We start from the raw sequence: 22659 nt of genomic DNA on the forward strand, positions 1-22659 counted from the left end.
CGGGGCGCGAGAGCGGCGCTGCTCGAACGGGATGCGAACAGCCGGGGGCGTCCGCGCGGCGCGCCGTGAGCGCGTTGGCACTCTAGTTGACTGAGTGCTAACTGCGTCATAGTGTCGGCATTGGCACTCTCGACCAGGGAGTGCCAGCACAAAGCGACGGGCAGATCCGGCACCCGCGACGACGGATCTACCAGGTCGCCACCTCAGACAGTTAACCCCGTGAGATCTCCGAAGGGGGAGGTCGGATCGTGACGACCGCCAGCACCAAGGTTGCCATCAAGCCGCTCGAGGACCGCATTGTGGTCCAGCCGCTCGACGCCGAGCAGACCACGGCCTCTGGCCTGGTCATTCCGGACACTGCCAAGGAGAAGCCCCAGGAGGGCGTCGTCCTGGCCGTGGGCCCGGGTCGGTTCGAGGACGGCAACCGTCTTCCGCTCGACGTCTCCGTCGGCGACGTCGTGCTCTACAGCAAGTACGGCGGCACCGAGGTGAAGTACCACGGCGAGGAGTACCTCGTCCTCTCGGCTCGCGACGTTCTCGCGATCGTCGAGAAGTAATTCACCCACGTTTTTGATCTGCGCCCCGGCTCCCGTGTCTGAACAACCGGGCGTCCGGGGCGCAGTTCATTGAGAGGACACACGCAACCATGGCGAAGATCCTGAAGTTCGACGAGGACGCCCGTCGCGCCCTTGAGCGCGGCGTCAACAAGCTTGCCGACACCGTCAAGGTGACGATCGGCCCCCGCGGCCGCAACGTCGTCATCGACAAGAAGTTCGGCGCCCCGACCATCACCAACGACGGTGTCACCATCGCCCGTGAGGTCGAGGTCGACGACCCGTACGAGAACCTGGGCGCCCAGCTCGTGAAGGAGGTGGCGACCAAGACCAACGACATCGCGGGTGACGGCACCACCACCGCCACCGTGCTGGCCCAGGCGCTGGTCCGCGAGGGCCTGCGCAACGTCGCCGCCGGCGCTTCCCCGGCCGCCCTGAAGAAGGGCATCGACGCGGCGGTCAAGGCCGTGTCCGAGGAGCTCCTCGCGACCGCCCGCCCGATCGACGAGAAGTCAGACATCGCCGCTGTGGCCGGGCTGTCCGCCCAGGACAAGCAGGTCGGCGAGCTCATCGCCGAGGCGATGGACAAGGTCGGCAAGGACGGTGTCATCACCGTCGAGGAGTCCAACACCTTCGGCCTGGAGCTCGACTTCACCGAGGGCATGGCCTTCGACAAGGGCTACCTCTCCCCGTACTTCGTCACCGACCAGGAGCGTATGGAGGCCGTCCTCGACGACCCGTACATCCTGATCCACCAGGGCAAGATCGCCTCGATCCAGGACCTGCTCCCGCTGCTGGAGAAGGTCATCCAGACCGGCGGCAGCAAGCCCCTGCTGATCATCGCCGAGGACGTCGAGGGCGAGGCCCTGTCCACCCTCGTGGTCAACAAGATTCGCGGCACCTTCAACGCCGTCGCGGTGAAGGCTCCGGGCTTCGGTGACCGCCGCAAGGCGATGCTCGGCGACATCGCCACCCTCACCGGTGGCACCGTCGTGGCCGAAGAGGTCGGCCTCAAGCTCGACCAGGTCGGTCTGGACGTGCTGGGCTCCGCCCGCCGCGTGACGATCACCAAGGACGACACCACGATCGTCGACGGTGCGGGCAAGACCGACGAGGTGCAGGGCCGGGTCAACCAGATCAAGGCCGAGATCGACGCCACGGACTCCGACTGGGACCGTGAGAAGCTCCAGGAGCGCCTCGCGAAGCTGGCCGGCGGCGTGTGCGTCATCAAGGTCGGCGCCGCGACCGAGGTCGAGCTCAAGGAGAAGAAGCACCGTCTGGAGGACGCCATCTCCGCGACCCGCGCCGCGGTCGAGGAGGGCATCGTCTCCGGTGGTGGCTCCGCGCTCGTCCACGCCGCCAAGGTGCTCGAGGGCAGCCTGGGCAAGGTGGACGACGAGGCCACCGGTGTCGCCGTGGTCCGCCGCGCCGTGGTCGAGCCGCTGCGCTGGATCGCCGAGAACGCGGGCCTCGAGGGCTACGTCATCACCTCCAAGGTGGCCGAGCTCGACAAGGGCCACGGCTTCAACGCCGCGACCGGCGAGTACGGCGACCTGGTGAAGGCCGGCGTCATCGACCCGGTCAAGGTCACCCGCTCCGCGCTCGAGAACGCCGCGTCCATCGCCTCCCTGCTGCTCACCACTGAGACGCTCGTGGTCGAGAAGCCGGCGGAGGAGGAGCCCGAGGCAGCCGGTCACGGTCACGGTCACTCGCACTGACCCGTAGCGCAGCACGACGTGACGCCGCGGTCGCGGCGTCACGAACACTGCGCGACGCAACAGGACCCCGGTCCCGCCGCACTGTGGCGGGGGCCGGGGTCCTGTGCTGTTCGCGTCCGGATTCCGGCTGCCGGCTACCTTCGTCCGGCGCTGCACCCGTCCGGCTACATCCGTACCGCGTCGAGCTGCCGGAGCAGCCGCAGGAGGTCGTAGTTCCACCAGCCCTCGAGGATCTTGCCGTCCCGGATCCGGAAGGCGGTCATGCCGGTCATCGTGCATTCCTTACCGGTGGCGGGGATACCCATGAAGTCCCCGCGGTGCGTTCCGCGCCAGGTCCACCGGGTCAGGACCTCGTCGCCCTCGGCCACCTGGCTGTCCAGTGTGAAGTCGAAGGCGAAGGCCTGCCGCCAGCCGGTGACGTCCTGCCGCAGGACATCGGATCCGACCGTGGTCTCCTCTTCCTTGGAGACGTCATGATCGCGGTAGTCGTCCACGTACAGCTCGTCGATCAGATCGAGGTTGCCCCCGGAGGCGACCTCGTCGAAGAACCGCCGCGCGATCTCCTTGTTGAGCTGCTCGTCCCGCACCACGTCCAGGTCGGTGAAGGCGGGCATTTCGTCGCAGAGCGCGACCATCTCCTGGAAGATCCGGTCCGTCTCCGGCAGGTTCGAGTTCTTCATCGCCTCTTCGTAGGACGGGAACTCCACGATCTCGACGAGGTGACTGCTGTCCGAGCGGTCCCGGGCGACGATCGAGTGGGTGGCGGTGCGCTTGCCCTTCGTCTGCTCGACCCACGTGTCCATGAGCCGGTTCATGTCGTCGATCTTGCTGGTCTTGCAGTCGATGATCTGTACGAACGTCATGGCGCCTCCCAATCGAGTCCATTTAGTCCATTTTAGCGACGTTCGCCCGCTTGTTGGCTTGTCAGTTGGGTCCGTAGCGGCGTCCCGTGCGGGAGGTGAGGCCGCCCAGCGCGTTCCTCGGCGCCAGCCTCAGCAGGCCCACCAGCGTCTTGTAGCGCGGGTCGGGGACCGACAGCGACTTGCCCTGCGACAGGTCCTTCATCGCGGCCGCCACCAGCTTGTCCGCGTCGAGCCACATCCACCCCGGCACGTTGCCGGTCTCCATCCCCGCCCGCTCGTGGAACTCGGTCCGTACGAACCCGGGGCAGAGCGCCATCAGCCGCACACCCGAACCGGCCAGATCCCGCGCGGCGCCCTGGGTGAACTGCACGACCCACGCCTTGCTCGCGCCGTACGTCCCGCGCGGTACGAACGCCGCCACCGACGCGACGTTCACCACCCCGCCCCGGCCGCGGTCCCGCATGCCCGCGGTGGCCGCGCTCGTCAGCCGCAGCACGGCTTCGCAGTGCACCTTGAGCATCGTCAGCTCATCGGCCATAGGCACCTCGAGGTACTGGCCCTTGTTGCCGAATCCCGCGTTGTTGACCAGCAGGTCCACCGGATGCGTGCGCTCGGTGAGCCGCGCCTCGACCGCCGCGATCCCGTCGTCCTGGGACAGGTCGGCGACCAGCACATCGGCCTCGATCCGGTGCCTGTCGTGCAGCTCGGCAGCCTGCTCCCGGAGCCGTTCGGCGTTACGTGCCACCAGCACCAGGTTGTGTCCGTCGGCGGCCAGCCTCCGCGCGAAGGCCGCTCCGATGCCCGCTGTGGCTCCCGTAATCAATGCAGTCGTCATGGGCGAACGGTAGTGCTCCCCGATGCGCCTCCGAGAGGTGCCCCTGGGAAGTGCCCCTGCCGCGCGGCCCCGTTGCCTCCGCGCGCTCCGGTTTCAGGTCGATCATCCGCGTCCGTACCATCGGGGCAGGTCCGCCCCGATTCCGCATCGGCCCCCTACGAGCTGCCCGCCGTGCGCTTCGCCGCCCGCGCCCGTGCCTCGGGGTCCAGTGCGTCACCCGCCGCGAGGATGCGCGGCAGCAATTCCGGTTCGAGCGTCAGCGCCCGGAAGAGGAACGCGGCCGTCACCTCGTGGCCCGGGCGGTGCACGACCTCGATCGTGTCCCCGGCCCGGATCTCGCCCGGCTCGATCACCCGCAGATAAGCGCCCGGCGCCGCGGCCTGCGTGAAGCGCCTGACCCAGCCCCGCTCCGCCAGCCATCCCGCGAAGGTTCGGCACGGGATACGGACCCCGGACACCTCCAGCAGCAGCTCCGGGCCGATCCGCCAGCGCTCACCGATCAGCGCACCGCTCACATCCATCCCGGCGGTTGTGAGGTTCTCGCCGAAGACGCCGTCCGGGAGCGGTCGCTCCAGCTCCGTCTCCCAGCGGTCCAGATCCTCGCGGGCGAACGCGTACACCGCCTGGTCGTCGCCGCCGTGATGGCGCAGATCGCAGACCGCGTCCCCGGCCAGCCCGCTGCCGGCCGTTCCCTTGGGGCCGGGCGCGGTCACCCGCACCGGTCCCTCGGTGGGCCGTTTGTCGATGCCGGTTGCATCGGCGTCGGTGTGCTCCGAAGCCTGCGGGCGGCCCAGGTTCAAGGACAGAACGCGCATGGTCCGCACCCTAAGCTTCGGCTCCCCGCCCGCGCGAAGGATTTTCCTGCCGCCTCAAAGCCGCGCTTATGGTTGAAGCATGATCGAGACCCGCCATCTGAGAGTGCTGCGCGCCGTCGCCGCCACCGGATCCTTTTCGGCCGCCGCACGCGAGCTGGGCTGCACCCAGCCCGCCGTCAGTCAGCAGATGAAGGCACTGGAGCACTCCACGGGCACCCCGCTGCTGGTCCGCGCCGGGCGGGAGATGCGCCTCACCCAGGCCGGTCAGGCCCTGGTCCGGCACGCTGCCGCGATCCTGGCCGGCCTCACCGCCGCTGAGGAAGAGGTCGCGGCCATCGCGGGGCTGCGCGCCGGGCGGGTCCGGCTCGTCTCCTTTCCCAGCGGCAGTTCCACGCTCGTGCCGACCGCGCTCGCCGAGATGCGCGCCGCCCACCCCGGCACCCGGGTCTCGCTGGCCGAGGCCGAGCCGCCGGAGTCGGTGGAGATGCTGCGCGCGGGGGACTGCGAGATCGCGCTGGCCTTCCGGTATCCGGAGGTCCGAGGCGCCGACCCCGCGGCCGCTGCGGAGTGGGAGGGCCTGGTCGTACGGCCGCTGCTCACCGACCGGCTGATCGGGGTCGTTCCGGAAGGGCACGGCTTCGCCGCCGCGGAGCGGGTGGATATCGCCGAACTGGCGGAGGAGTCCTGGATCGCAGGGTGTCCCCGCTGCCGCAGGCATCTGGTCGAGGTGTGCGAGAAAGCGGGCTTCACGCCGCGGATCGACTTCGCGACGGATGACTACCCGGCCGTGATCGGGCTGGTCGGCGCGGGGCTCGGGGTGGCGGTGCTGCCCGAGCTGGCGCTCGAGTCCGTACGGGCCAAGGGCGCCGTGACCGTAGAGGTGGAACCGGTGGTTCAGCGGGAGGTCGTGGCGCTCACCCTGCCGGACCTCGCACATGTACCCGCGGTCGGGGCAACGCTGGAACGCCTGGCGCTTGCTGCCCGCCGCTGAGTGCGGCTGCCGCCGCACCATCCCCCCACCGGGCCGCGCGCCATCCCGGCACGCCGCTCGGGAGCGAGTCACCGACGGAGCTGCAACGCGGAGCCGCCGCCGGAGGTGAATCGTTTCTGCAATCAGGTCGGTTCAGTTGCCGGTGGTGGAGATCAATCGGTGCCGTGCCCGGCCCATCAGCTCCTCCCGTTCGTCCTCGGTCAGTCCGCCCCATACGCCGTAGGGCTCCCGCACTGTCAGGGCGTGCGCAGCGCACTCGGCGCGTACCGGGCAGCGCATGCAGACCTCCTTCGCAGAGGTCTCGCGCGCACTTCGGGCCGCGCCGCGCTCACCTTCCGGGTGGAAGAAGAGCGAGCTGTCGACCCCACGACAGGCGGCCAGGAGCTGCCAGTCCCACAGATCGGCGTTGGGACCTGGAAGGCGGGAGAAATCTGCCATTGCTTATCCCCTCGGAGGCGTTCCGGTACGGATACAGTGCCCACGACCGTACATCCACTGTGTAAGTAGATGTAAATATGACTCATTGCGAATCTAGCGACAGACACCGGCAGATGTGAAGAAAAGCCGCCAAATAGGGCATAGTCCAACCGAAACGCCTGGTCACTCGCTGCGGCCGCCGCGTGTCCGTCCCCTCACGTAGAGTGCTGAACGCGGCCGTTGGAGCCCGTAACTCTTTCGGGTGACCGTCGTTGAGAGTGCGGAGGCGGTTGACGGTACAAGTACTCGGGCAGATGTCCGGGGCGGTCAATCGCTCAGGTGACGATTCGTACCAGCCTGGAGGCTCAAGGTGACGCGCATCAGCTGCGGAGGGCGGTCATGACATCCGTCCTCGTCTGCGACGACTCCCCGCTTGCCCGAGAGGCGCTCCGCCGCGCGGTCGCGACCGTGCCCGGTGTCGAGCGCGTGACGACGGCCGCCAACGGTGAGGAAGTCCTCCGCCGCTGGGGGGCCGACCGTTCGGACCTGATTCTGATGGACGTACGGATGCCCGGCCTCGGTGGTGTCGAGACCGTGCGCCGGCTGCTCTCCGCCGACCCCGGCGCCCGGATCATCATGCTCACCGTGGCCGAGGATCTGGACGGTGTCGCGCTCGCGGTGGCCGCCGGCGCCCGCGGCTATCTGCACAAGGATGCCTCGCGCGCCGAGCTGCGGGCCACCGTGACGCAGGCGCTCGCCGACCCCACCTGGCGGCTCGCCCCGCGCAGGCTGCGGTCCGCCGAGATGGGGGCCGCACCGACCCTCACCGCGCGCGAGATCCAGGTGCTGGAGGGCATGAGCCACGGCAGATCCAATGCGGAGATCGGCCGTGAGTTGTTTCTCTCGGAGGACACGGTCAAGACGCACGCCCGGCGGCTCTTCAAGAAGCTCGGCGCCTCGGACCGGGCGCACGCCGTCGCGCTCGGATTCCGCTGGGGCCTGGTCCGCTGAGTGCGGTGCGACGTGTAGCGCAGTGAGGTCGCGGTGCGGGCCAAATTTCCTGGTGGGTCCGCACCGCGACCTCACTGCGTCGGCGTCCGACGCCGAAACCTCGCGCGATGCCGCATCCTTGAGGTGTGACTCCTCCCCGGTGGAGGCCGGGGCTTCTCACTCGGCCAGAAGAGACCTCATGACGGACAAGCCCTGCCTGATGCCGTGTGGCATGGGCACAAGCTATCGGTGGAGTCGTGAGCGCGGGGCGGGCATGACCCGAAAGGGGAGGCGCGGGACGTGAGTGCGAGAACATCGGAGCGTAACGGTTCGATGCACAACCATGAGGGCGGTGCCGTGGAACGTCCGGCGCCAAGGCACCATGGACCGATGCGCGAAGACGAGAACCTGGGTCCCCCCATGGCCGGAGGTCCTGGGGAGATCGGCGGTCTCGTCCACCGCGCGGTAGAGGGCGACCAGCGGGCCACGCACGATTTGCTGGCCCATGTGCATCCCCTCGCGCTGCGCTACTGCCGGGCCCGGCTGTCGCGATTGCCCGGCGATGCCCGGCACTTCGTCGACGATCTCGCGCAGGAAGTCTGCCTGGCCGTGCTGTGTGCGCTGCCGCGCTACCGCGACACCGGAAAGCCGTTCGAGGCGTTCGTCTTCGCGATCGCCGCGCACAAGGTCGCCGATCTGCAGCGGGCGGCGATGCGCGGGCCGGGGAGTACGGCCGTGCCGTCCGACGAGATGCCGGAGCAGCCGGACGACTCCCTCGGGCCGGAAGAGCGGGCGCTGCTCAGCAGTGACGCCGAATGGGCGAAGAAGCTGCTGGCGAACCTCCCGGAGCACCAGCGGGAGCTGGTGCTGCTGCGGGTCGCGGTGGGCCTGACGGCCGAGGAGACCGGGCAGATGCTCGGGATGTCGCCCGGCGCGGTCCGGGTGGCCCAGCACCGGGCGCTCAGCCGTCTGAGGGCCCTCGCCGAGCAGTAGAGCGGGGCACGGGCGGCGGGCACCGCGGGAGCCTGGCGGTGGACAGCAAGCGGCCGGGCGGTGGAGACATCGCACGGACGGCCGGGGGTACGGGGCAAGCAGACGCGGGAGCGGGGCGGCGGCAGCCGGTCGCGGCCCGGCGGCCAGTGGCCGGATGGCATCGGCCGTGACCAGCGCCCTACGGGAGTGGTCTCGGGAGCACCGCCGAAGGCCGTTAGCATGGGAGTCCGCGCTGGGCAAGAGCACTGGGGAAGGTGTCATGACTGACAACGTCGACGGAACGCCCGAAAAATTCGCGATGCTCGGGCTGACATACGACGACGTGCTGCTGCTGCCGGGCGCGTCCGAAGTGCTGCCGAACGCGGTCGACACCTCGACCCGCGTCTCGCGCAACGTACGGGTCAACATCCCGCTGATGTCCGCGGCCATGGACAAGGTCACCGAGGCCCGGATGGCCATCGCCATGGCCCGCCAGGGCGGCACGGGCGTGCTGCACCGCAACCTCTCCATCGAGGACCAGGCCAATCAGGTCGATCTGGTGAAGCGGTCCGAGTCCGGGATGGTGACGGACCCCATCACCGTCCGGCCGGACGCCACGCTCGGCGAGGCCGACGCCCTGTGCGCGAAGTTCCGCATCAGCGGCGTCCCGGTGACGGACGCGGCGGGCAAGCTGCTGGGCATCGTCACCAACCGTGACATGGCCTTCGAACTGGACCGCAGCCGACAGGTCCGCGAGGTCATGACCCCGATGCCGCTGGTCACCGGCCGGGTCGGGATCTCCGGCGACGACGCGATGCAGCTGCTGCGCCGCCACAAGATCGAGAAGCTTCCGCTGGTCGACGAGGCCGGTGTGCTCAAGGGTCTGATCACGGTCAAGGACTTCGTGAAGGCGGAGAAGTACCCGAACGCCGCGAAGGACGCCGAGGGCCGGCTGGTCGTCGGTGCGGCCGTGGGAGTCGGTGACGAGGCGTACGACCGGGCTCAGGCGCTGGTCGAGGCCGGGGCGGACTTCCTGGTCGTGGACAGTGCGCACGGTCACAGCCGCGGCATCCTCGACATGATCGCCAAGGTCAGGTCCAACATTTCGGTGGACCTGGTGGGCGGCAACGTCGCGACGCGGGACGGCGCGCAGGCGCTGATCGACGCGGGCGTGGACGGTGTGAAGGTCGGTGTCGGGCCGGGTTCCATCTGTACGACCCGGGTGGTCGCGGGTATCGGTGTGCCGCAGGTGACGGCGATCTACGAGGCCGCGCGGGCGTGCCATGCGGCGGGCGTGCCGCTGATCGGCGACGGCGGCCTGCAGTACAGCGGTGATATCGCCAAGGCCATCGCGGCGGGCGCCGACACCGTGATGCTCGGCTCGCTGCTCGCCGGTTGCGAGGAGTCGCCCGGCGAGATGGTCTTCATCAACGGCAAGCAGTTCAAGTCCTACCGGGGCATGGGTTCGCTGGGCGCGATGCAGTCCCGCGGGCAGGCCCGCTCGTACTCCAAGGACCGCTACTTCCAGGACAACGTCCTCTCCGAGGACAAGCTGGTCCCCGAGGGCATCGAGGGCCAGGTGCCGTACCGCGGGCCGCTGGCTTCGGTGGCGCACCAGCTGGTCGGCGGCCTGCGGGCGTCGATGGGATACGTCGGCTCGGCCGACATCCCGGAGCTGAAGGAGAAGGGGCGCTTCGTGCGGATCACGGCGGCGGGGCTGAAGGAGAGCCACCCGCACGACGTGCAGCTGACGACCGAGGCGCCGAACTACTCGCGCCGCTAGCCCACGCGGGACAGGCCGGAGCGGGCGCCGGTGGCCTCGCGGGGGCCGGGCGGGACGGTACCCGTAGCGCTGCGTGGCCGGGGCCTCCGGCTCGGGGGTTCGGGCCCGGGGGGCGGACCATATATTGACGGGCCCGGCGGCCCGCACATGCACGGCAGCGTCCGGAACCCCCGCCCTTGCGACCCGTCCCCTTCCGCCGGTGGTCCTCCGCCGGTCGGTGGTGCGCACGGCTCGGGGATACTGGTACGGCAGACGTTGAGGAAAGGCCACACACGTGACTGAGATCGAGATCGGGCGCGGCAAGCGCGGCCGCAGGGCTTACGCGTTCGACGACATCGCCGTCGTACCGAGTCGTCGTACCCGGGACCCGAAGGAGGTCTCGATCGCCTGGCAGATCGACGCCTACCGCTTCGAGCTGCCGTTCCTCGCCGCACCGATGGACTCGGTGGTGTCGCCGCAGACAGCCATCCGGATCGGCGAGCTGGGCGGACTCGGCGTACTGAACCTCGAGGGCCTGTGGACGCGGTACGACGACCCCGAGCCGCTGCTCGCGGAGATCGCCGAGCTGGACGAGCGCACCGCCACGCGGCGGATGCAGGAGATCTACGCCGCTCCGATCAAGGAGGAGCTGATCGGGCAGCGCATCAAGGAGGTCCGCGACTCCGGCGTGGTCACCGCGGCCGCGCTGTCGCCGCAGCGCACCGCGCAGTTCTCCAAGTCCGTGGTGGACGCGGGCGTGGACATCTTCGTCATCCGCGGGACGACGGTCTCGGCCGAGCACGTGTCCGGTGCCGCCGAGCCGCTGAACCTGAAGCAGTTCATCTACGAGCTGGACGTACCGGTGATCGTGGGCGGGTGCGCGACGTACACCGCCGCCCTGCACCTGATGCGGACGGGCGCGGCCGGTGTGCTGGTCGGCTTCGGCGGCGGGGCCGCGCACACCACGCGGAACGTGCTGGGCATCCAGGTGCCGATGGCGACCGCAGTCGCGGATGTGGCGGCGGCGCGGCGGGACTACATGGACGAGTCCGGCGGGCGGTACGTGCATGTGATCGCCGACGGTGGCGTGGGCTGGAGCGGTGATCTGCCGAAGGCCATCGCCTGCGGTTCCGACGCCGTGATGATGGGCTCGCCGCTGGCGCGGGCGACGGATGCGCCCGGCCGCGGTCACCACTGGGGCATGGAGGCCATCCACGAGGACGTGCCGCGTGGCAAGCGGATGAACCTGGGGGCGGTGGGGACGACCGAGGAGATCCTGCTCGGGCCCTCCCACATCCCGGACGGCTCGATGAACTTCTTCGGCGCGCTGCGCCGGGCGATGGCCACCACGGGCTACTCGGAGCTCAAGGAGTTCCAGCGCGTCGAGGTGACGGTCGCCCCGTCCCAGCACGACAAGCGCTGACGCGGGCGCGCCCGCTCCGGGCGTGTGCGACGTAGGTACGACGGGAAGGGCCCCGGCCGCTGGTGCGGTCGGGGCCCTTCCGTTGCGTCTGCTGCGTCGGCCGTCCGGTGCGTCAGCCGCCGAGCTTCTTGGTGATGCTGAAGCCTGCGGAGCCGCCGAGAGCGGACTGCACTCCATGTTCGGACCGGAGTGCCTTGACTCGAATTCCGCCGAGGGCAGCAGTCGGCGATGACAGTGGCGCAAGGTATTTCCACTGCCGGTGACTTGGTCGGAACGCTGCCGGTACGTCCGGCGCACGGACGGGAGTTCCAGGGGGACGGTCGCTACTCGGCCACGCGCTGGGCGACTAGATAGCCCTCGAGGCCGGCGACGGTGTAGAAGGTGACGTCGTTCCTGCCGAGGATTTCGGTCCACCAGTAGTCCAGGGCCGGCCCCGGGTGGCCGGTGAAGAGGTCGAGGGCGGAGTACCCGGGAGCGGCCTGGGAGGCGGCGGCGAGGAGTTGGGCGAGGGCGACACCGGCCAGCGCCAGCGGTATGCCCCACAGCGCGACCGCCCGGCCCCGGCCGCCGACCTTGCCGAGGACCGCGCCGACGAGCAGCCCGATGGCGAGTGCCCAGAAACCGAGTTCATGGCTCTGGCGGCCCGTGCCGCCCTGGAGGGCACCGAGCAGCAGCCCGGCGGCGGTCGCGGCGGCGGCCCCGGCGGCCACGCCGAGCCCGGTGCGCCTCTCGATGCGCACCATCAGGGCCGTACCGGCCGGTTGCGAGGCCTCGCTCATGGTCATCCCCCCTGACGGGTGATCTGCCTCGGAACGCTAGCAGGGGGATCAGAGCCGGTGGGCGGCGCCCACCGGCGTCGCGCCGCGGGTGTCCAGCAGCAATTGGGCCTTCACCGCGAGCCCTTGGAGGTCGTACGTGCGGTGGTGCTGGAGCAGCAGCGTCAGATCGGCGGCGGCCGCGGCCTCGTAGAGGGAGTCCGCGCGCGGCACCGGCTGGCCCATGACCCGCCACTGGGGGACGTACGGGTCGTGGTAGCTGAGCTGGGCGCCCAGCTCCATCAGCCGGGAGGCGATCTCGCGGGCGGGTGAGCCCTCCTGGTCCGCGACATCGGGTTTGTAGGTGACCCCGAGCAGAAGGATCCGGGCCCCGCGGGCGGACTTCCCGTGCTCGTTGAGGAGGGTCGCGCAGCGCTGGATGACGTAGCGCGGCATGCGCCCGTTGACCTCCTGGGCCAGCTCCACCATGCGGAGCGGATAACCCATGCTTCGGCCTTTGTAGGAAAGGTAGTTGGGGTCGATGGGGACCCCGTGGCCGCCGACGCCGGGCCCGGGGCGGAAGGCCTGGAAGCCGAAGGGCTTCGTTTCCGCGCAGCGCACGACGTCCCAGAGGTCGACCCCGATGTCGTGGCAGAAGACCGCCATCTCATTGGCCAGCGCGATGTTGACCTGCCGGTAGTTGGTCTCCAGCACCTTGACCGCCTCGGCTTCGCGCAGGCCACGCGCGCGTACGACCCGGTCGGTGAACCGTCCGTAGAAGGCCGCGGCGGCCTCGGTGCACGCGGGCGTGAGGCCGCCGATCACCTTGGGGATGTTGGCGTACCCGTAGGCGCGGTTGCCCGGGTCCAGCCGGCTGGGGGAGTAGGCGAGGTGGAAGTCCTGCCCGGCGCGCAGCCCGGAGCCCTCCTCCAGGATCGGACGCAGGAATTCCTCGGTGGTGCCCGGGTAGGCGGTGGACTCCAACAGCACAGTGGCGCGCGGCCGGAGGCGTGCGGCGAGTTCCCGTGCGGCCTCTCCGACCGCCGACAGGTCCAGCGCATGGTCCTCGCCGAGCGGGGTGGGGGCGCAGATCACGGCGGTACGGACGCGGCCCAGCTCGGCCGGGTCGGTCGTGGCCCGGAAGCCGCCGGAGAGCATCCGGCGGATCTCGGCGGCGGTGAGCGAACCGTCCACCGGGGGTCGGCCTGCCCGCAACTCGGCGATGGTGCGGGTGTCGGTGTCGTAGCCGATGGTGGGAATGCCGGCGGCGGTGGCGGCGTGGGCGAGGGGGAGGCCGAGGTGGCCGAGTCCGATGACGGCGAGGTCTGCGGGCATGGCTGCGGGCCGTCCTTCCCGAGACGATCTTTCAAGGCTCTATGTAAGGCTAAGCACACATATGACTGATATTGAGTATTGGCTGATGGTGGAGGTATGGGTGTTGCCACTGCGGGCGCATGGAGGTTGCGGGCCCGCGGCGCGGTGAGAATCCACCAACAGGGGAACGGGTTACCCGGACCACAACGGAGGCAGCGGTGAGGACAGCGACACTGGGACCGGCCGAGCGCGGTGAGGCTCTCGCCCGAATGGCGGAGCGGGAGCTGGACATTCTCGTGGTGGGCGCAGGCGTGGTCGGCGCAGGCACCGCCCTCGATGCGGCGACCCGGGGGCTGGCTACCGGTCTGGTCGAGGCGCGCGACTGGGCGTCCGGCACCTCGAGCCGGTCGAGCAAGCTGATCCACGGTGGTCTGCGCTATCTGGAGATGCTCGACTTCGCGCTCGTCCGCGAGGCCCTGAAGGAGCGCGGCCTGTTGCTGGAGCGCTTGGCTCCGCACCTGGTCAAGCCGGTTCCCTTCCTCTATCCGCTCAAGCACCAGGGCTGGGAGCGCTGGTACGCCGGCTCGGGCGTCGCGCTGTACGACGCCATGTCGGTCTCGTCGGGCCATGGCCGCGGGCTGCCGCTGCACCGGCACCTGACGCGTAAGCACGCGCTGCGGGTGGCGCCGTGCCTGAAGAAGGACGCGCTGGTCGGCGCCCTCCAGTACTACGACGCCCAGATGGACGACGCGCGCTATACGGCGACCCTGGTGCGTACGGCCGCGGCGTACGGCGCGGATGTCGCCAACCGTGCCCGGGTCATCGGCTTCCTGCGCGAGGGCGAACGCGTTGTGGGTGCCCGGGTGCAGGATGTGGAGGCGGGGGGAGAGTACGAGATCCGCGCCAAGCAGGTCGTGAACGCGACGGGGGTGTGGACGGACGACACACAGGCGTTGATCGGGGAGCGGGGCCAGTTCCACGTACGGGCCTCCAAGGGCATCCATCTGGTCGTGCCGAAGGACCGGATCCACTCCACGACCGGGCTGATCCTGCGCACTGAGAAGAGCGTGCTGTTCGTCATCCCGTGGGGCAGGCACTGGATCGTCGGCACGACCGATACGGACTGGGACCTGGACAAGGCGCACCCGGCCGCGTCCACCGCCGACATCGACTATCTGCTGGAGCACGTCAACTCGGTGCTCGCGGTGCCGCTGACGCGGGACGACGTGGAGGGTGTGTACGCGGGGCTGCGCCCGCTGCTGGCCGGGGAGTCGGAAGCGACGAGCAAGCTGTCGCGCGAGCACCTGGTCGCGCACCCGGTACCGGGTCTCGTGGTGGTAGCGGGCGGCAAGTACACGACGTACCGCGTGATGGCCAAGGACGCCGTGGACTTGGCGGTGCACGCCCTGGACCAGCGGGTGGCGGAATGCGTCACGGAGGACGTCGCGCTGGTCGGCGCGGAGGGCTACAAGGCGCTGTGGAACGCGCGGGCGCGGATCGCCGCGCGCACCGGGCTGCATGTCGCGCGGATCGAGCACCTGCTGAACCGGTACGGCTCGCTGGCCGAGGAGGTCCTGGAGCTGGTCGCCCGTGATCCGGGCTTGGGGGAGCCGCTCTCCGCGGCCGACGACTATCTGCGGGCCGAGGTCGTCTACGCCGCCTCCCACGAGGGCGCCCGCCATCTCGACGACGTGCTGACCCGCAGGACCCGGATTGCGATCGAGACCTTCGACCGGGGCACGCGCAGCGCCCGCGAGGCCGCCGAGCTGATGGCGACGGTCCTCGGGTGGGGCACGGACCAGGTGGAGAGGGAGGTGGAGCACTACGAGAAGCGGGTGGAGGCGGAGCGCGAGTCGCAGCGCCAGCCGGATGACCTGACGGCTGACGCGGCCCGTCTGGGCGCTCCGGACATCGTGCCGCTCTGACGCTCCGCTGTGCCGCTGTGGCGCTGTGCCGCTCTCGCGTTCTTGGCGCTGTGCCGCCGGGCCGACGTGGTGCCGCCGGGCCGGCGCTGTGGCGCCATGGCGTCACGGTGGTGCTGTGACGACGGACCGCTGTGACTCACTTGGCGTCGTGGGTGCCGTGGCGCCCCGCCGCCCGACGACGAGCACGGCAAGGCCGCTCCCGATCCCGGAGCCCGCCGCGGACGGCGATGGCAGGGGGGAAGCGCCAGGCGCCGTCAGCGGGGCGGTCGCGTCCCGGCCGGCGGGCAGAACTCCGCTTCGAGGAGACGGGTTTCGGCCCGCTCGTCCCCGACCGCGTCGGTGTTGACGCGGTAGCTGAGCACATGGCTGCCGTCAGCGGTGCCGAGAGTCTGCACGTACGAGCCGTTGATGCTGCCGTTGTGGCCCCACAGCGTCCTCCCGCACGGCAGCCGCACCGGGAACAGTCCCAGCCCGTAGGCTCCCTGCGTCCCCGAGGTGTCCCGCATCCGGCGCAGCTGCTCCGGCGGCAGCAGCCGGCCGCCCAGCAGCGCCCGGAGGAAGCGGCTCAGGTCGCCGAGAGTGGAGACCGCCTCGCCCGCGGCGCCCGCGCTGGACGGGTCGAGAGCGGTGACGTCCATCTTCCGCTTCGGCGCCCCCGGAGGGGCGGACGCGGTGGAGTACGCCCGGCCGTGCGGCCCGGGCAGGGTCGGCCGGGTGCCGGGGAAGGACGTGCCGGTGAGGGCGAGCGGGCGGACGATACGGCGCTGGACCTCCTCGGCGTACCGGCGCCCGGTCACCTCCTCGACGACCAGGCCGAGCAGGATGTAGTCGGTGTTCGAGTAGTGGTAGCCCGAGCCGGCCCGGAAGCGCGGGGCGTGGCGCAGCGCGACCCGTACGAGCCGCTCGGGCGAGTACGCATCGAGACGGTGCTCGGCGAACCCTCTGCCGAAGACCACTCTCTTCAGCTCCGGATCCTCCGTGTAGTTGAACAGCCCGCTGGTATGGCTGAGGAGTTGGCGGACCGTGATCCTGCGGCCGTCGTTGCCGTTGCCGCGGACGAGACCGGGCAGGTGGTCGTCCACCGTGTCGGTGAGGCCGAGGCGGCCTTCTGCGACGAGTTGCAGGACCACCGTCGCGACGAAGATCTTGGTGACGCTTCCGGCCCGGAAACGGTCGCCCGCCCCCATCCGGCGGTCGTTGCGGAGGTCGGCCACACCCGCCGATCCGAACCACGTTCCGCGCCTGTCCCGCGACAGCGCCGCCGCACCCGGTGCTTCACCCGCTGTCACGAGCTGCCGCACAGCCGCCCGTACGCCCGGGCGTGGCGCCTCCGGAGCGCTGCCGTCCGGCGCCGCGCAGCCACCCGCGAGCAGCGCGACCACCAGGGCCGCCGCTCCCGGGAGACACGCCGTGGATTTCGCCATGGGACCCATCATGACCGGCCCCTACGGCTGTGCCACCCCCGGGGCACGGCCGCGCCGCGCGGACCCCGTGCCATGACAACCCCCGCGGATGAGAGAGAATGGGGGCTCTGCCGGGGCGGGCCGCCCGAGTTGGATCAAAGAGCGCCATAAAAGTCGCCATGAGCCACAGCCAACTCGGCGCCATCGTGGATTGATTGCAGCGCTGAGGGGATTCATGTCGGAGGCGGAGCAGAAGCAGAGCACCAACGGACGCCTCCTCGCCGGGCGCTACCGGCTGGGAGGTGTCCTCGGCCGCGGCGGCATGGGCACGGTGTGGCGGGCCGAGGACGAGACTCTCGGACGGACCGTCGCGATCAAGGAGCTGCGCTTCTCGTCGAACGTCGACGAGGACGAGAAGCAGCGCCTGATCACGCGCACGCTGCGCGAGGCCAAGGCGATCGCGCGGGTCCGCAGCAACGGCGCCGTCACCGTCTACGACGTGGTGGACGAGGACGACCGGCCCTGGATCGTCATGGAGCTCATCGAGGGCTCGTCCCTCGCGGACGTCGTACGGGAGACCGGGGGGCTCACCCCGCACCGGGCCGCCGAGGTCGGACTCGCAGTTCTCGACGTGCTGCGCGCCGCCCACCGCGAGGGCATCCTGCACCGCGATGTGAAGCCGTCCAACGTGCTCATCTCGGACGACGGACGCGTCGTACTCACCGACTTCGGTATCGCGCAGGTCGAGGGCGACCCGTCGGTCACCTCCACCGGCATGCTCGTCGGCGCGCCCTCGTACATCTCGCCGGAACGGGCGCGCGGCCACAAGCCCGGCCCGCCGGCGGACCTGTGGTCGCTCGGCGGCCTGCTGTACGCGTGCGTGGAGGGAGTGCCGCCGTACGACAAGGGCTCGGCGCTCGCCACGCTGACCGCGGTGATGACCGAGCCGTTGGACCCGCCGAAGAACGCGGGTCCGCTGGAGGAGGTCATCTACGGCCTGCTGGCCAAGGACCCGGACCAGCGGCTGGACGACAAGGGCGCGCGGGCGCTGCTGACGTATGCGCTCAACGCGCCGGAGGTGCAGACACCGCAGGCGCCGGACCCGACCCGGACGATGGCGCTGCCGCCGGTCCCGGCGGAGACGAAGACGGCAGAACCGAAGCGGAAGCCCAAGGCGAGCCCGAAGCCGAAGTCCGTGGCGAAGCCGAAGCCTGCGGCGAAGCCGAAGCCGACGCCGACGCCGACGCCGACGCCGACGCCTGCGGCGAAGCCGGAGCTAGAGCCGGAGCAGAAGCCGGAGTCGGAGCCGGAGCGGGCGTCGGAGCGAGTGTCGAATCCGGAGCAGCGGATCCCGGAGTCCGGGTCGGCGCCCGAGCCGGCGCGCAGCCCCAAGCCGAAGACCGCGGCCCGGGCGGAGGCCGAGGAACGGATGCGGGGCGCCCTGCGCTCCGTACGCAACGCCGCCGCTGCCGCGGCGGCGAAGGGCAGGGCGGCTGCCGCGTCGACGTCGGCCTCCTCGGCGTCGTCGTCAGCGCCGGCTCCCGCGACCGGTGAGCGGACGCGGCAGACGCCTCCGGCGTCGATCACGGATGTGGTGCCGCGGCGGACGCTGGTGATCGTGGCCGTGATCGTGGTCCTCGCGGTGCTCGGTGGGCTGCTGGCGTGGACGCTCGCCAAGAGTGACGGTGACGCTGTCGGCAAGTCCGGGGACAGGCAGGCGTCTTCGAGCGGAGCGCAGGCCGGGTCGGGTGCGGACAAGGGCAAGGACGCGGGCAAGGGCAAGGCCGAGGACAAGGGCGAGCCGTCCGAAAAGCCGCGGACGGATGCCGGGGACGACGGCAGGAAGCCGGACGCCGAGAAGAAGCAGGACGAGGGCGGGAAGCGGGCGAAGGGTCTGCCCGAGGGCTTCGAGACGGTGCCCGACGCCCGCTTCCACTTCAGCATGGGGCTCCCCAAGGGCTGGAAGCGCACCGGCGTCGCGGGCCAGAACTCGGGCGGCATCTACAGCGAGTCCGGCGGCTTCCCGCGCATCCAGATCGACTTCAGCCCGGATCCGGCCTCGGACGCCGCCGCCGCTTGGCGCAGTCTCGAGCCGGCGGTGCGGGGCAACTCCACGGGTTACCGCTCGCTGGGGATCAGGGAGGTCGGCTACCGCGGCTATCCGACCGTCGCCGACTGGTCCTTCGAGCGCGTCCAGAACGGGCAGCCCGTACGGGTGCTCAACCGTGGCTTCAAGGTGGACGCCGACCACGGTTACTCGATCATGATCACGTGCAAGCGGGGCGCGTGGGACGGCGAGGAGTGCAAGTCCCTCCGGGACACCGCCTTCAAGACCTTCCGGCCCAAGGACTGACCGGTCCCGCACGCCGGTTGCGCAGTCCGCTCGGCGGGGTAGGCCTTGGGCACGTATCGTGAGTCCTCGCGGACCGTGCGCAGCCGCAACCAGCCGCATTCCGACCGGAATTGACGGTTCGGTGCTGCTGTGGGTCTGAATGGTGTGAGGGTGGATCGCGCGCTCCGGGAGGCGGTCGTGGACGACTACGCGGGTCGGGTACTCGCTGATCGCTACCGCCTGCCCCGGCCGCCCTCCGACGCCTACGACCTGGTGGAGACCCGCGCCTTCGACACATACAGCGGCCAGGAGGTCCTGGTCCGCCAGATTCCGCTGCCGGAGGTCGTCGAGGCGGAGGTGGCCGGGGCGGACGGGCGGTACGGCTCCGCTGCCTCCGGCGCCGCGACGCGGAAGCCCGGCGACCCGGCCGTACGGCGGGCGATCGAGGCCGCGGCTGCGGCTGCGGCGGTCCCCGACCATCCGCGGCTCGACCAGGTCTTCGATGTGTTCGTCGAGGGCGGCGGCCTGTGGATCGTGAGTGAGCTGGTGACGGCCAGGCCACTGGCGGCGCTCCTTGCGGAGAGGCCGATGTCCCCGCACCGCGCGGCGGAGGTCGCCGCCGACGTCCTGACCGCCCTGCACGCCCTGCACGCCCATGGCTGGACCCACCGCAACATCACCGCCCGCACGGTCGTCGTCTGCGACGACGGCCGCGCCATGCTCACGGGCCTGGCGGCCGGGGCGGCGGAGGAGGCCCTGTGCGGCTACGACCCGGTGCCCCGGCCCCCCGGGGAGGAGGGCCCGGACCCGGAGGGCCCCGGCGGCGGTCCGGAGGGGCGGGGCCCGGCGGGGCCCGGCGGGTCCGGCCCGAGGAGTACGTACGGGGCGGGGCCCGGGAACAGCTACGGGGCGGGCCCGGAGAGCAGCTGCGGGGCGGGCCCGGGGCGCAGCTACGGGGCGGGTGCCGGCGGCGCGGTCCGTGGCCCGGAAGGCGGTTCCGGAGGGCCGCTCGGTCCCGGCGGTCCCGGCGCGAGTGTTGCCCGGAGCGCGGCAGGCGGCCCGGCGCGGGGTGATTCCGGCCCGTACGGTTCCGGGGCGGATGGCTCCCGGAGCTGGGGCTACGGATCCGATCGTTCCTCGGGGGCGGGCCCGGAGTGGTCGGGTGCTGACCCCGGTGAGATGTACGGACCGGTGACCGGCTCGGACGGCCGTGCCGGGGAGCCGGGGCGCTCCGATGACGGCTCCGATGATGCTCCCGCCGCGATCGAGGCCGGGGGCGACGGAGTGCCGAGCGCCGGCGCCCCGGCCGGGTACGGCTTCCCCGGGGATCCCGGCCGACTCCGTACGGGCCAGGCCCCCGGTTACGGCGTCGCCGGCGACGGCGGCACCCATGCCACGCGTGCGGGAGCGATCGCGGCTTACCGCGCGGGCGCACGCGCCGCCGCACGCGTGAACGGGGTCCCCGAAGTGGGCGGCGTCCCGAGCCTGCCTGCTCCGCGTCCGGGGAACGGTGCCGCTGACGGCTTCGACTCCTCCCTTGCGGACGGGGCATCCTGGGACTCCGACTTCCCTGAGAGCCGGACCCCGCCCGGGCCCCGGGGCGCCCTCGATGGCTTCCAGGGCGCGCTTCCGGCGGTCGAGGAGAGTGGGCCCGGCCCCGACTACGACTCCGGCCCCGACTACGGCTACGACTTCGACCCCGGCTACGACTTCGATCCCGGCCCCGATCCCGACTTCGACCCCGGCTACAGCCCCGACCCCGGCCACGCCGCGCAGTCCGGCTCAAGCGCTGCGGCAGCGAACAGCAGCAGCGGTGCTCCCGGTGCCGGCCCGTACTCACTCCGGAAGGATGACGCCGCCTCCGACCGCTCGCCGGAAGGGCTTCCCGCCGGAGGCACCGGGTCCGCGCGACTTCCCGAGCCGCGTGGCCCGCATGCCGTCGACGAGGCGGGAGCGGGGCCGTTCCGGAGCCTGGGTGGCGAGCGGCGGGGCTGGGGCGATCAGCAGCCGGACTGGGGCGGGGAGTCGTCCGGGCGCGAGAATTCCGGACAGGTTCACGGGGCGCGGCCCACGGCCGGGCTCCCCGGCGGCCGGGAGAGCCGCGACACCGGGGATCTCACCGGACGGCTGCCCGAGCCGCGCGCCGAAGGTGCCGTCGGCGCCGGTGGCGCCGCCGGCGGGAGAGCGGATGACCGTACCTCCGGCGAGCGCTGGGACGACCCCGTTGCCACCGCGCGCCCCGCAGGCGCAGACGTAAGCGCAGACGTAGGCGGAGGCGCAGGCGCGTACCGCGGCCCCGTGACGACGCTGGCCGCCGAGCGCGCCCGGCAGGCGCGGATCGTCGTCGTCGGACCCGTCACGGAGCGGTGGGCCCCCGAGCAGGCCGGGCCCGTCCACGAGAACTGGCAGCTCGCGCCGCCGATCGGCCCGGCCACCGACCTCTGGGCCCTCGGCGCCCTCCTCTTCCGCGCCGTCCAGGGTCACGCGCCCTTCCCCGAGGACAGCGCCGCCGAGCTCGTACAGATCGTCTGCGCCGAGCCGCCCGCCTACGCCGAGGAGTGCGGCCCGCTGCGCCCCGTGGTGGAGTCGCTGCTGCGCCAGGACCCCACCGAGCGCCCCGACTTCGAGGAACTGCGCGGCTGGCTGCGCTCACTCATCCGGTCCGCCCCCGAGCCGGACCTCGGCAGCCGTACCGTGACCGTCCCCTCCATCGACAGCGGGCGTCCCGCCGACCCCAGCCGCCTGCCGGTGATACGCCGACGCGGCGAGCTGGTCCGCAGACGCCGCGCCGCCGTCCCGGCCGTCCCGCACGGGCGCCACAAGAAGGGCCGCGAGAAGCAGCGGCGCGGCCCGCGCAGCCTCGGCCGGCTGCTCCTGGGCCTGGTCCTGCTGCTGCTGATCGCGGCCGTGGCGTACGCCGTGCTGTTCATGCCGCGCGCGGCGGACGACGAGGGCAGGGACCGTACGGGCGCGGCCGGTTCGGCGAGTTCCGCCCCCGCGTCGGAAAGCGGCGAGGAGGCAGGCGGCTCCGCGGACACCGACCCCCGGGAGCCCCCGGCCCAGGAACCGCAGTCCACCGAGCCCGCCGAACTCCCCAAGGGCTTCGCCGTCCGCAAGGACCCCAAGGGCTTCCAACTGGCCGTCCACGAGGACTGGGAGCGGCGAGGGGAGAACGCCCGCGGCCAGATCCGCTACCTCGGCGGTGACTACGAACTGATCGTTGTCCCCGGCCGCGACACCGTGGACAGCTTCGGCAGCGATCCGATGGTGTACCAGCAGGAGAAGGAGGAGGAGCTGGAGCCCTTCCGCGACTCCCAGTGGTCCTCCGCCTCCGGCCTGCGCCGTATCGACGTCGGGCTCACCGCGATGGCCGAGGGCACCTTCAACTGGAAGGACAGCAGCGGCCGCGAGGTCTACGCCCGCAACCTCGCGATGATCGTCGACGGCCGCTATCACCTCGTCCTCGTCATCGGCCCGGCGGACAAGAGGGACGCGGTGACGGAGTTCTACGAGCAGGCGGCCGATACGTACCGGACGGCGGGCTGAGCCGTCGTCCACCCGCCGCAGCGGCAGGTCACGGGCCTACCGAG

General features: G+C 71.3%; 17 protein-coding genes. 10 read left to right on the plus strand and 7 right to left on the minus strand.

Features of this window, described 5'->3' with window-relative positions:
• The first annotated feature begins 248 nt into the window (after positions 1 to 248).
• The gene (groES, locus tag ABZW18_RS25470; protein WP_189130527.1) at positions 249 to 557 is read left to right on the plus strand and encodes a co-chaperone GroES; all 309 of its coding nucleotides are present in this window, start codon (positions 249 to 251) and stop codon (positions 555 to 557) included.
• An 89-nt stretch (positions 558 to 646) separates the two neighbouring features.
• Positions 647 to 2272 (plus strand): chaperonin GroEL, encoded by a 1626-nt coding sequence (gene groL / locus ABZW18_RS25475; protein WP_356191408.1) that lies wholly within the window; start codon positions 647 to 649, stop codon positions 2270 to 2272.
• Between the two features lie 164 nt (positions 2273 to 2436).
• Here the strand turns inward: groL and ABZW18_RS25480 are convergent, their stop codons facing one another.
• The 3 genes from ABZW18_RS25480 to ABZW18_RS25490 form a co-directional block, all read right to left on the minus strand.
• On the minus strand, positions 2437 to 3135 hold the full coding sequence (locus tag ABZW18_RS25480; RefSeq protein ID WP_356191411.1) for an ester cyclase: 699 nt from the start codon (positions 3133 to 3135) through the stop codon (positions 2437 to 2439).
• A 61-nt stretch (positions 3136 to 3196) separates the two neighbouring features.
• On the minus strand, positions 3197 to 3970 hold the full coding sequence (locus ABZW18_RS25485) for an SDR family oxidoreductase (protein WP_356191414.1): 774 nt from the start codon (positions 3968 to 3970) through the stop codon (positions 3197 to 3199).
• A gap of 155 nt (positions 3971 to 4125) precedes the next feature.
• Positions 4126 to 4785 carry an MOSC domain-containing protein gene (locus ABZW18_RS25490; protein ID WP_356191417.1) on the minus strand — a complete coding sequence of 220 codons (660 nt, stop codon included), beginning with the start codon at positions 4783 to 4785 and terminating at the stop codon, positions 4126 to 4128.
• Between the two features lie 79 nt (positions 4786 to 4864).
• Between ABZW18_RS25490 and ABZW18_RS25495 the strand changes: the two genes are divergently transcribed.
• The gene (locus ABZW18_RS25495) at positions 4865 to 5776 is read left to right on the plus strand and encodes a LysR family transcriptional regulator (RefSeq protein WP_356191420.1); all 912 of its coding nucleotides are present in this window, start codon (positions 4865 to 4867) and stop codon (positions 5774 to 5776) included.
• A 132-nt stretch (positions 5777 to 5908) separates the two neighbouring features.
• Here ABZW18_RS25495 and ABZW18_RS25500 read toward each other — a convergent pair whose 3' ends face one another.
• Positions 5909 to 6214, minus strand: a complete 306-nt coding sequence (locus ABZW18_RS25500; protein WP_356191422.1) for a WhiB family transcriptional regulator — start codon at positions 6212 to 6214, stop codon at positions 5909 to 5911.
• Between the two features lie 378 nt (positions 6215 to 6592).
• Between ABZW18_RS25500 and ABZW18_RS25505 the strand changes: the two genes are divergently transcribed.
• The 4 genes from ABZW18_RS25505 to ABZW18_RS25520 all read left to right on the plus strand — a co-directional run bounded on the left by ABZW18_RS25505 (position 6593) and on the right by ABZW18_RS25520 (position 11340).
• The gene (locus tag ABZW18_RS25505) at positions 6593 to 7204 is read left to right on the plus strand and encodes a response regulator transcription factor (protein WP_003948568.1); all 612 of its coding nucleotides are present in this window, start codon (positions 6593 to 6595) and stop codon (positions 7202 to 7204) included.
• A gap of 369 nt (positions 7205 to 7573) precedes the next feature.
• Entirely contained in the window at positions 7574 to 8176 is a 603-nt protein-coding gene (locus ABZW18_RS25510) for a sigma-70 family RNA polymerase sigma factor (RefSeq protein WP_356191424.1), read from the plus strand.
• Positions 8177 to 8435: 259 nt separating this feature from the next.
• A complete protein-coding gene (guaB, locus tag ABZW18_RS25515; RefSeq protein ID WP_356191427.1) occupies positions 8436 to 9938 on the plus strand; it encodes an IMP dehydrogenase in 1503 nt (500 codons plus the stop codon).
• Between the two features lie 274 nt (positions 9939 to 10212).
• Positions 10213 to 11340: a GuaB3 family IMP dehydrogenase-related protein gene (locus tag ABZW18_RS25520; protein WP_356191430.1), complete on the plus strand. Its 1128-nt coding sequence runs from the start codon at positions 10213 to 10215 to the stop codon at positions 11338 to 11340.
• 323 nt (positions 11341 to 11663) lie between these two features.
• Here ABZW18_RS25520 and ABZW18_RS25525 read toward each other — a convergent pair whose 3' ends face one another.
• Together ABZW18_RS25525 and ABZW18_RS25530 are read right to left on the minus strand one after the other, a co-directional pair.
• Positions 11664 to 12119: a hypothetical protein gene (locus ABZW18_RS25525; RefSeq protein ID WP_356191432.1), complete on the minus strand. Its 456-nt coding sequence runs from the start codon at positions 12117 to 12119 to the stop codon at positions 11664 to 11666.
• 48 nt (positions 12120 to 12167) lie between these two features.
• Positions 12168 to 13430: a nucleotide sugar dehydrogenase gene (locus ABZW18_RS25530; protein ID WP_356191435.1), complete on the minus strand. Its 1263-nt coding sequence runs from the start codon at positions 13428 to 13430 to the stop codon at positions 12168 to 12170.
• 197 nt (positions 13431 to 13627) lie between these two features.
• Here ABZW18_RS25530 and ABZW18_RS25535 point away from each other — a divergent pair, with 197 nt between their 5' ends.
• The gene (locus tag ABZW18_RS25535) at positions 13628 to 15334 is read left to right on the plus strand and encodes a glycerol-3-phosphate dehydrogenase/oxidase (protein WP_356191438.1); all 1707 of its coding nucleotides are present in this window, start codon (positions 13628 to 13630) and stop codon (positions 15332 to 15334) included.
• A 254-nt stretch (positions 15335 to 15588) separates the two neighbouring features.
• On the opposite strand, the gene ABZW18_RS25540 is transcribed toward ABZW18_RS25535, so the two are convergent.
• On the minus strand, positions 15589 to 16758 hold the full coding sequence (locus ABZW18_RS25540; protein WP_356191440.1) for a serine hydrolase domain-containing protein: 1170 nt from the start codon (positions 16756 to 16758) through the stop codon (positions 15589 to 15591).
• 214 nt (positions 16759 to 16972) lie between these two features.
• Here ABZW18_RS25540 and ABZW18_RS25545 point away from each other — a divergent pair, with 214 nt between their 5' ends.
• On the plus strand, positions 16973 to 19090 hold the full coding sequence (locus tag ABZW18_RS25545; protein WP_356191442.1) for a serine/threonine-protein kinase: 2118 nt from the start codon (positions 16973 to 16975) through the stop codon (positions 19088 to 19090).
• Between the two features lie 150 nt (positions 19091 to 19240).
• The gene (locus ABZW18_RS25550) at positions 19241 to 22615 is read left to right on the plus strand and encodes a protein kinase (protein ID WP_356191445.1); all 3375 of its coding nucleotides are present in this window, start codon (positions 19241 to 19243) and stop codon (positions 22613 to 22615) included.
• Positions 22616 to 22659: the final 44 nt, after the last annotated feature.

This window comes from Streptomyces sp. NPDC004647, assembly GCF_040609575.1.
Taxonomy (GTDB): domain Bacteria; phylum Actinomycetota; class Actinomycetes; order Streptomycetales; family Streptomycetaceae; genus Streptomyces.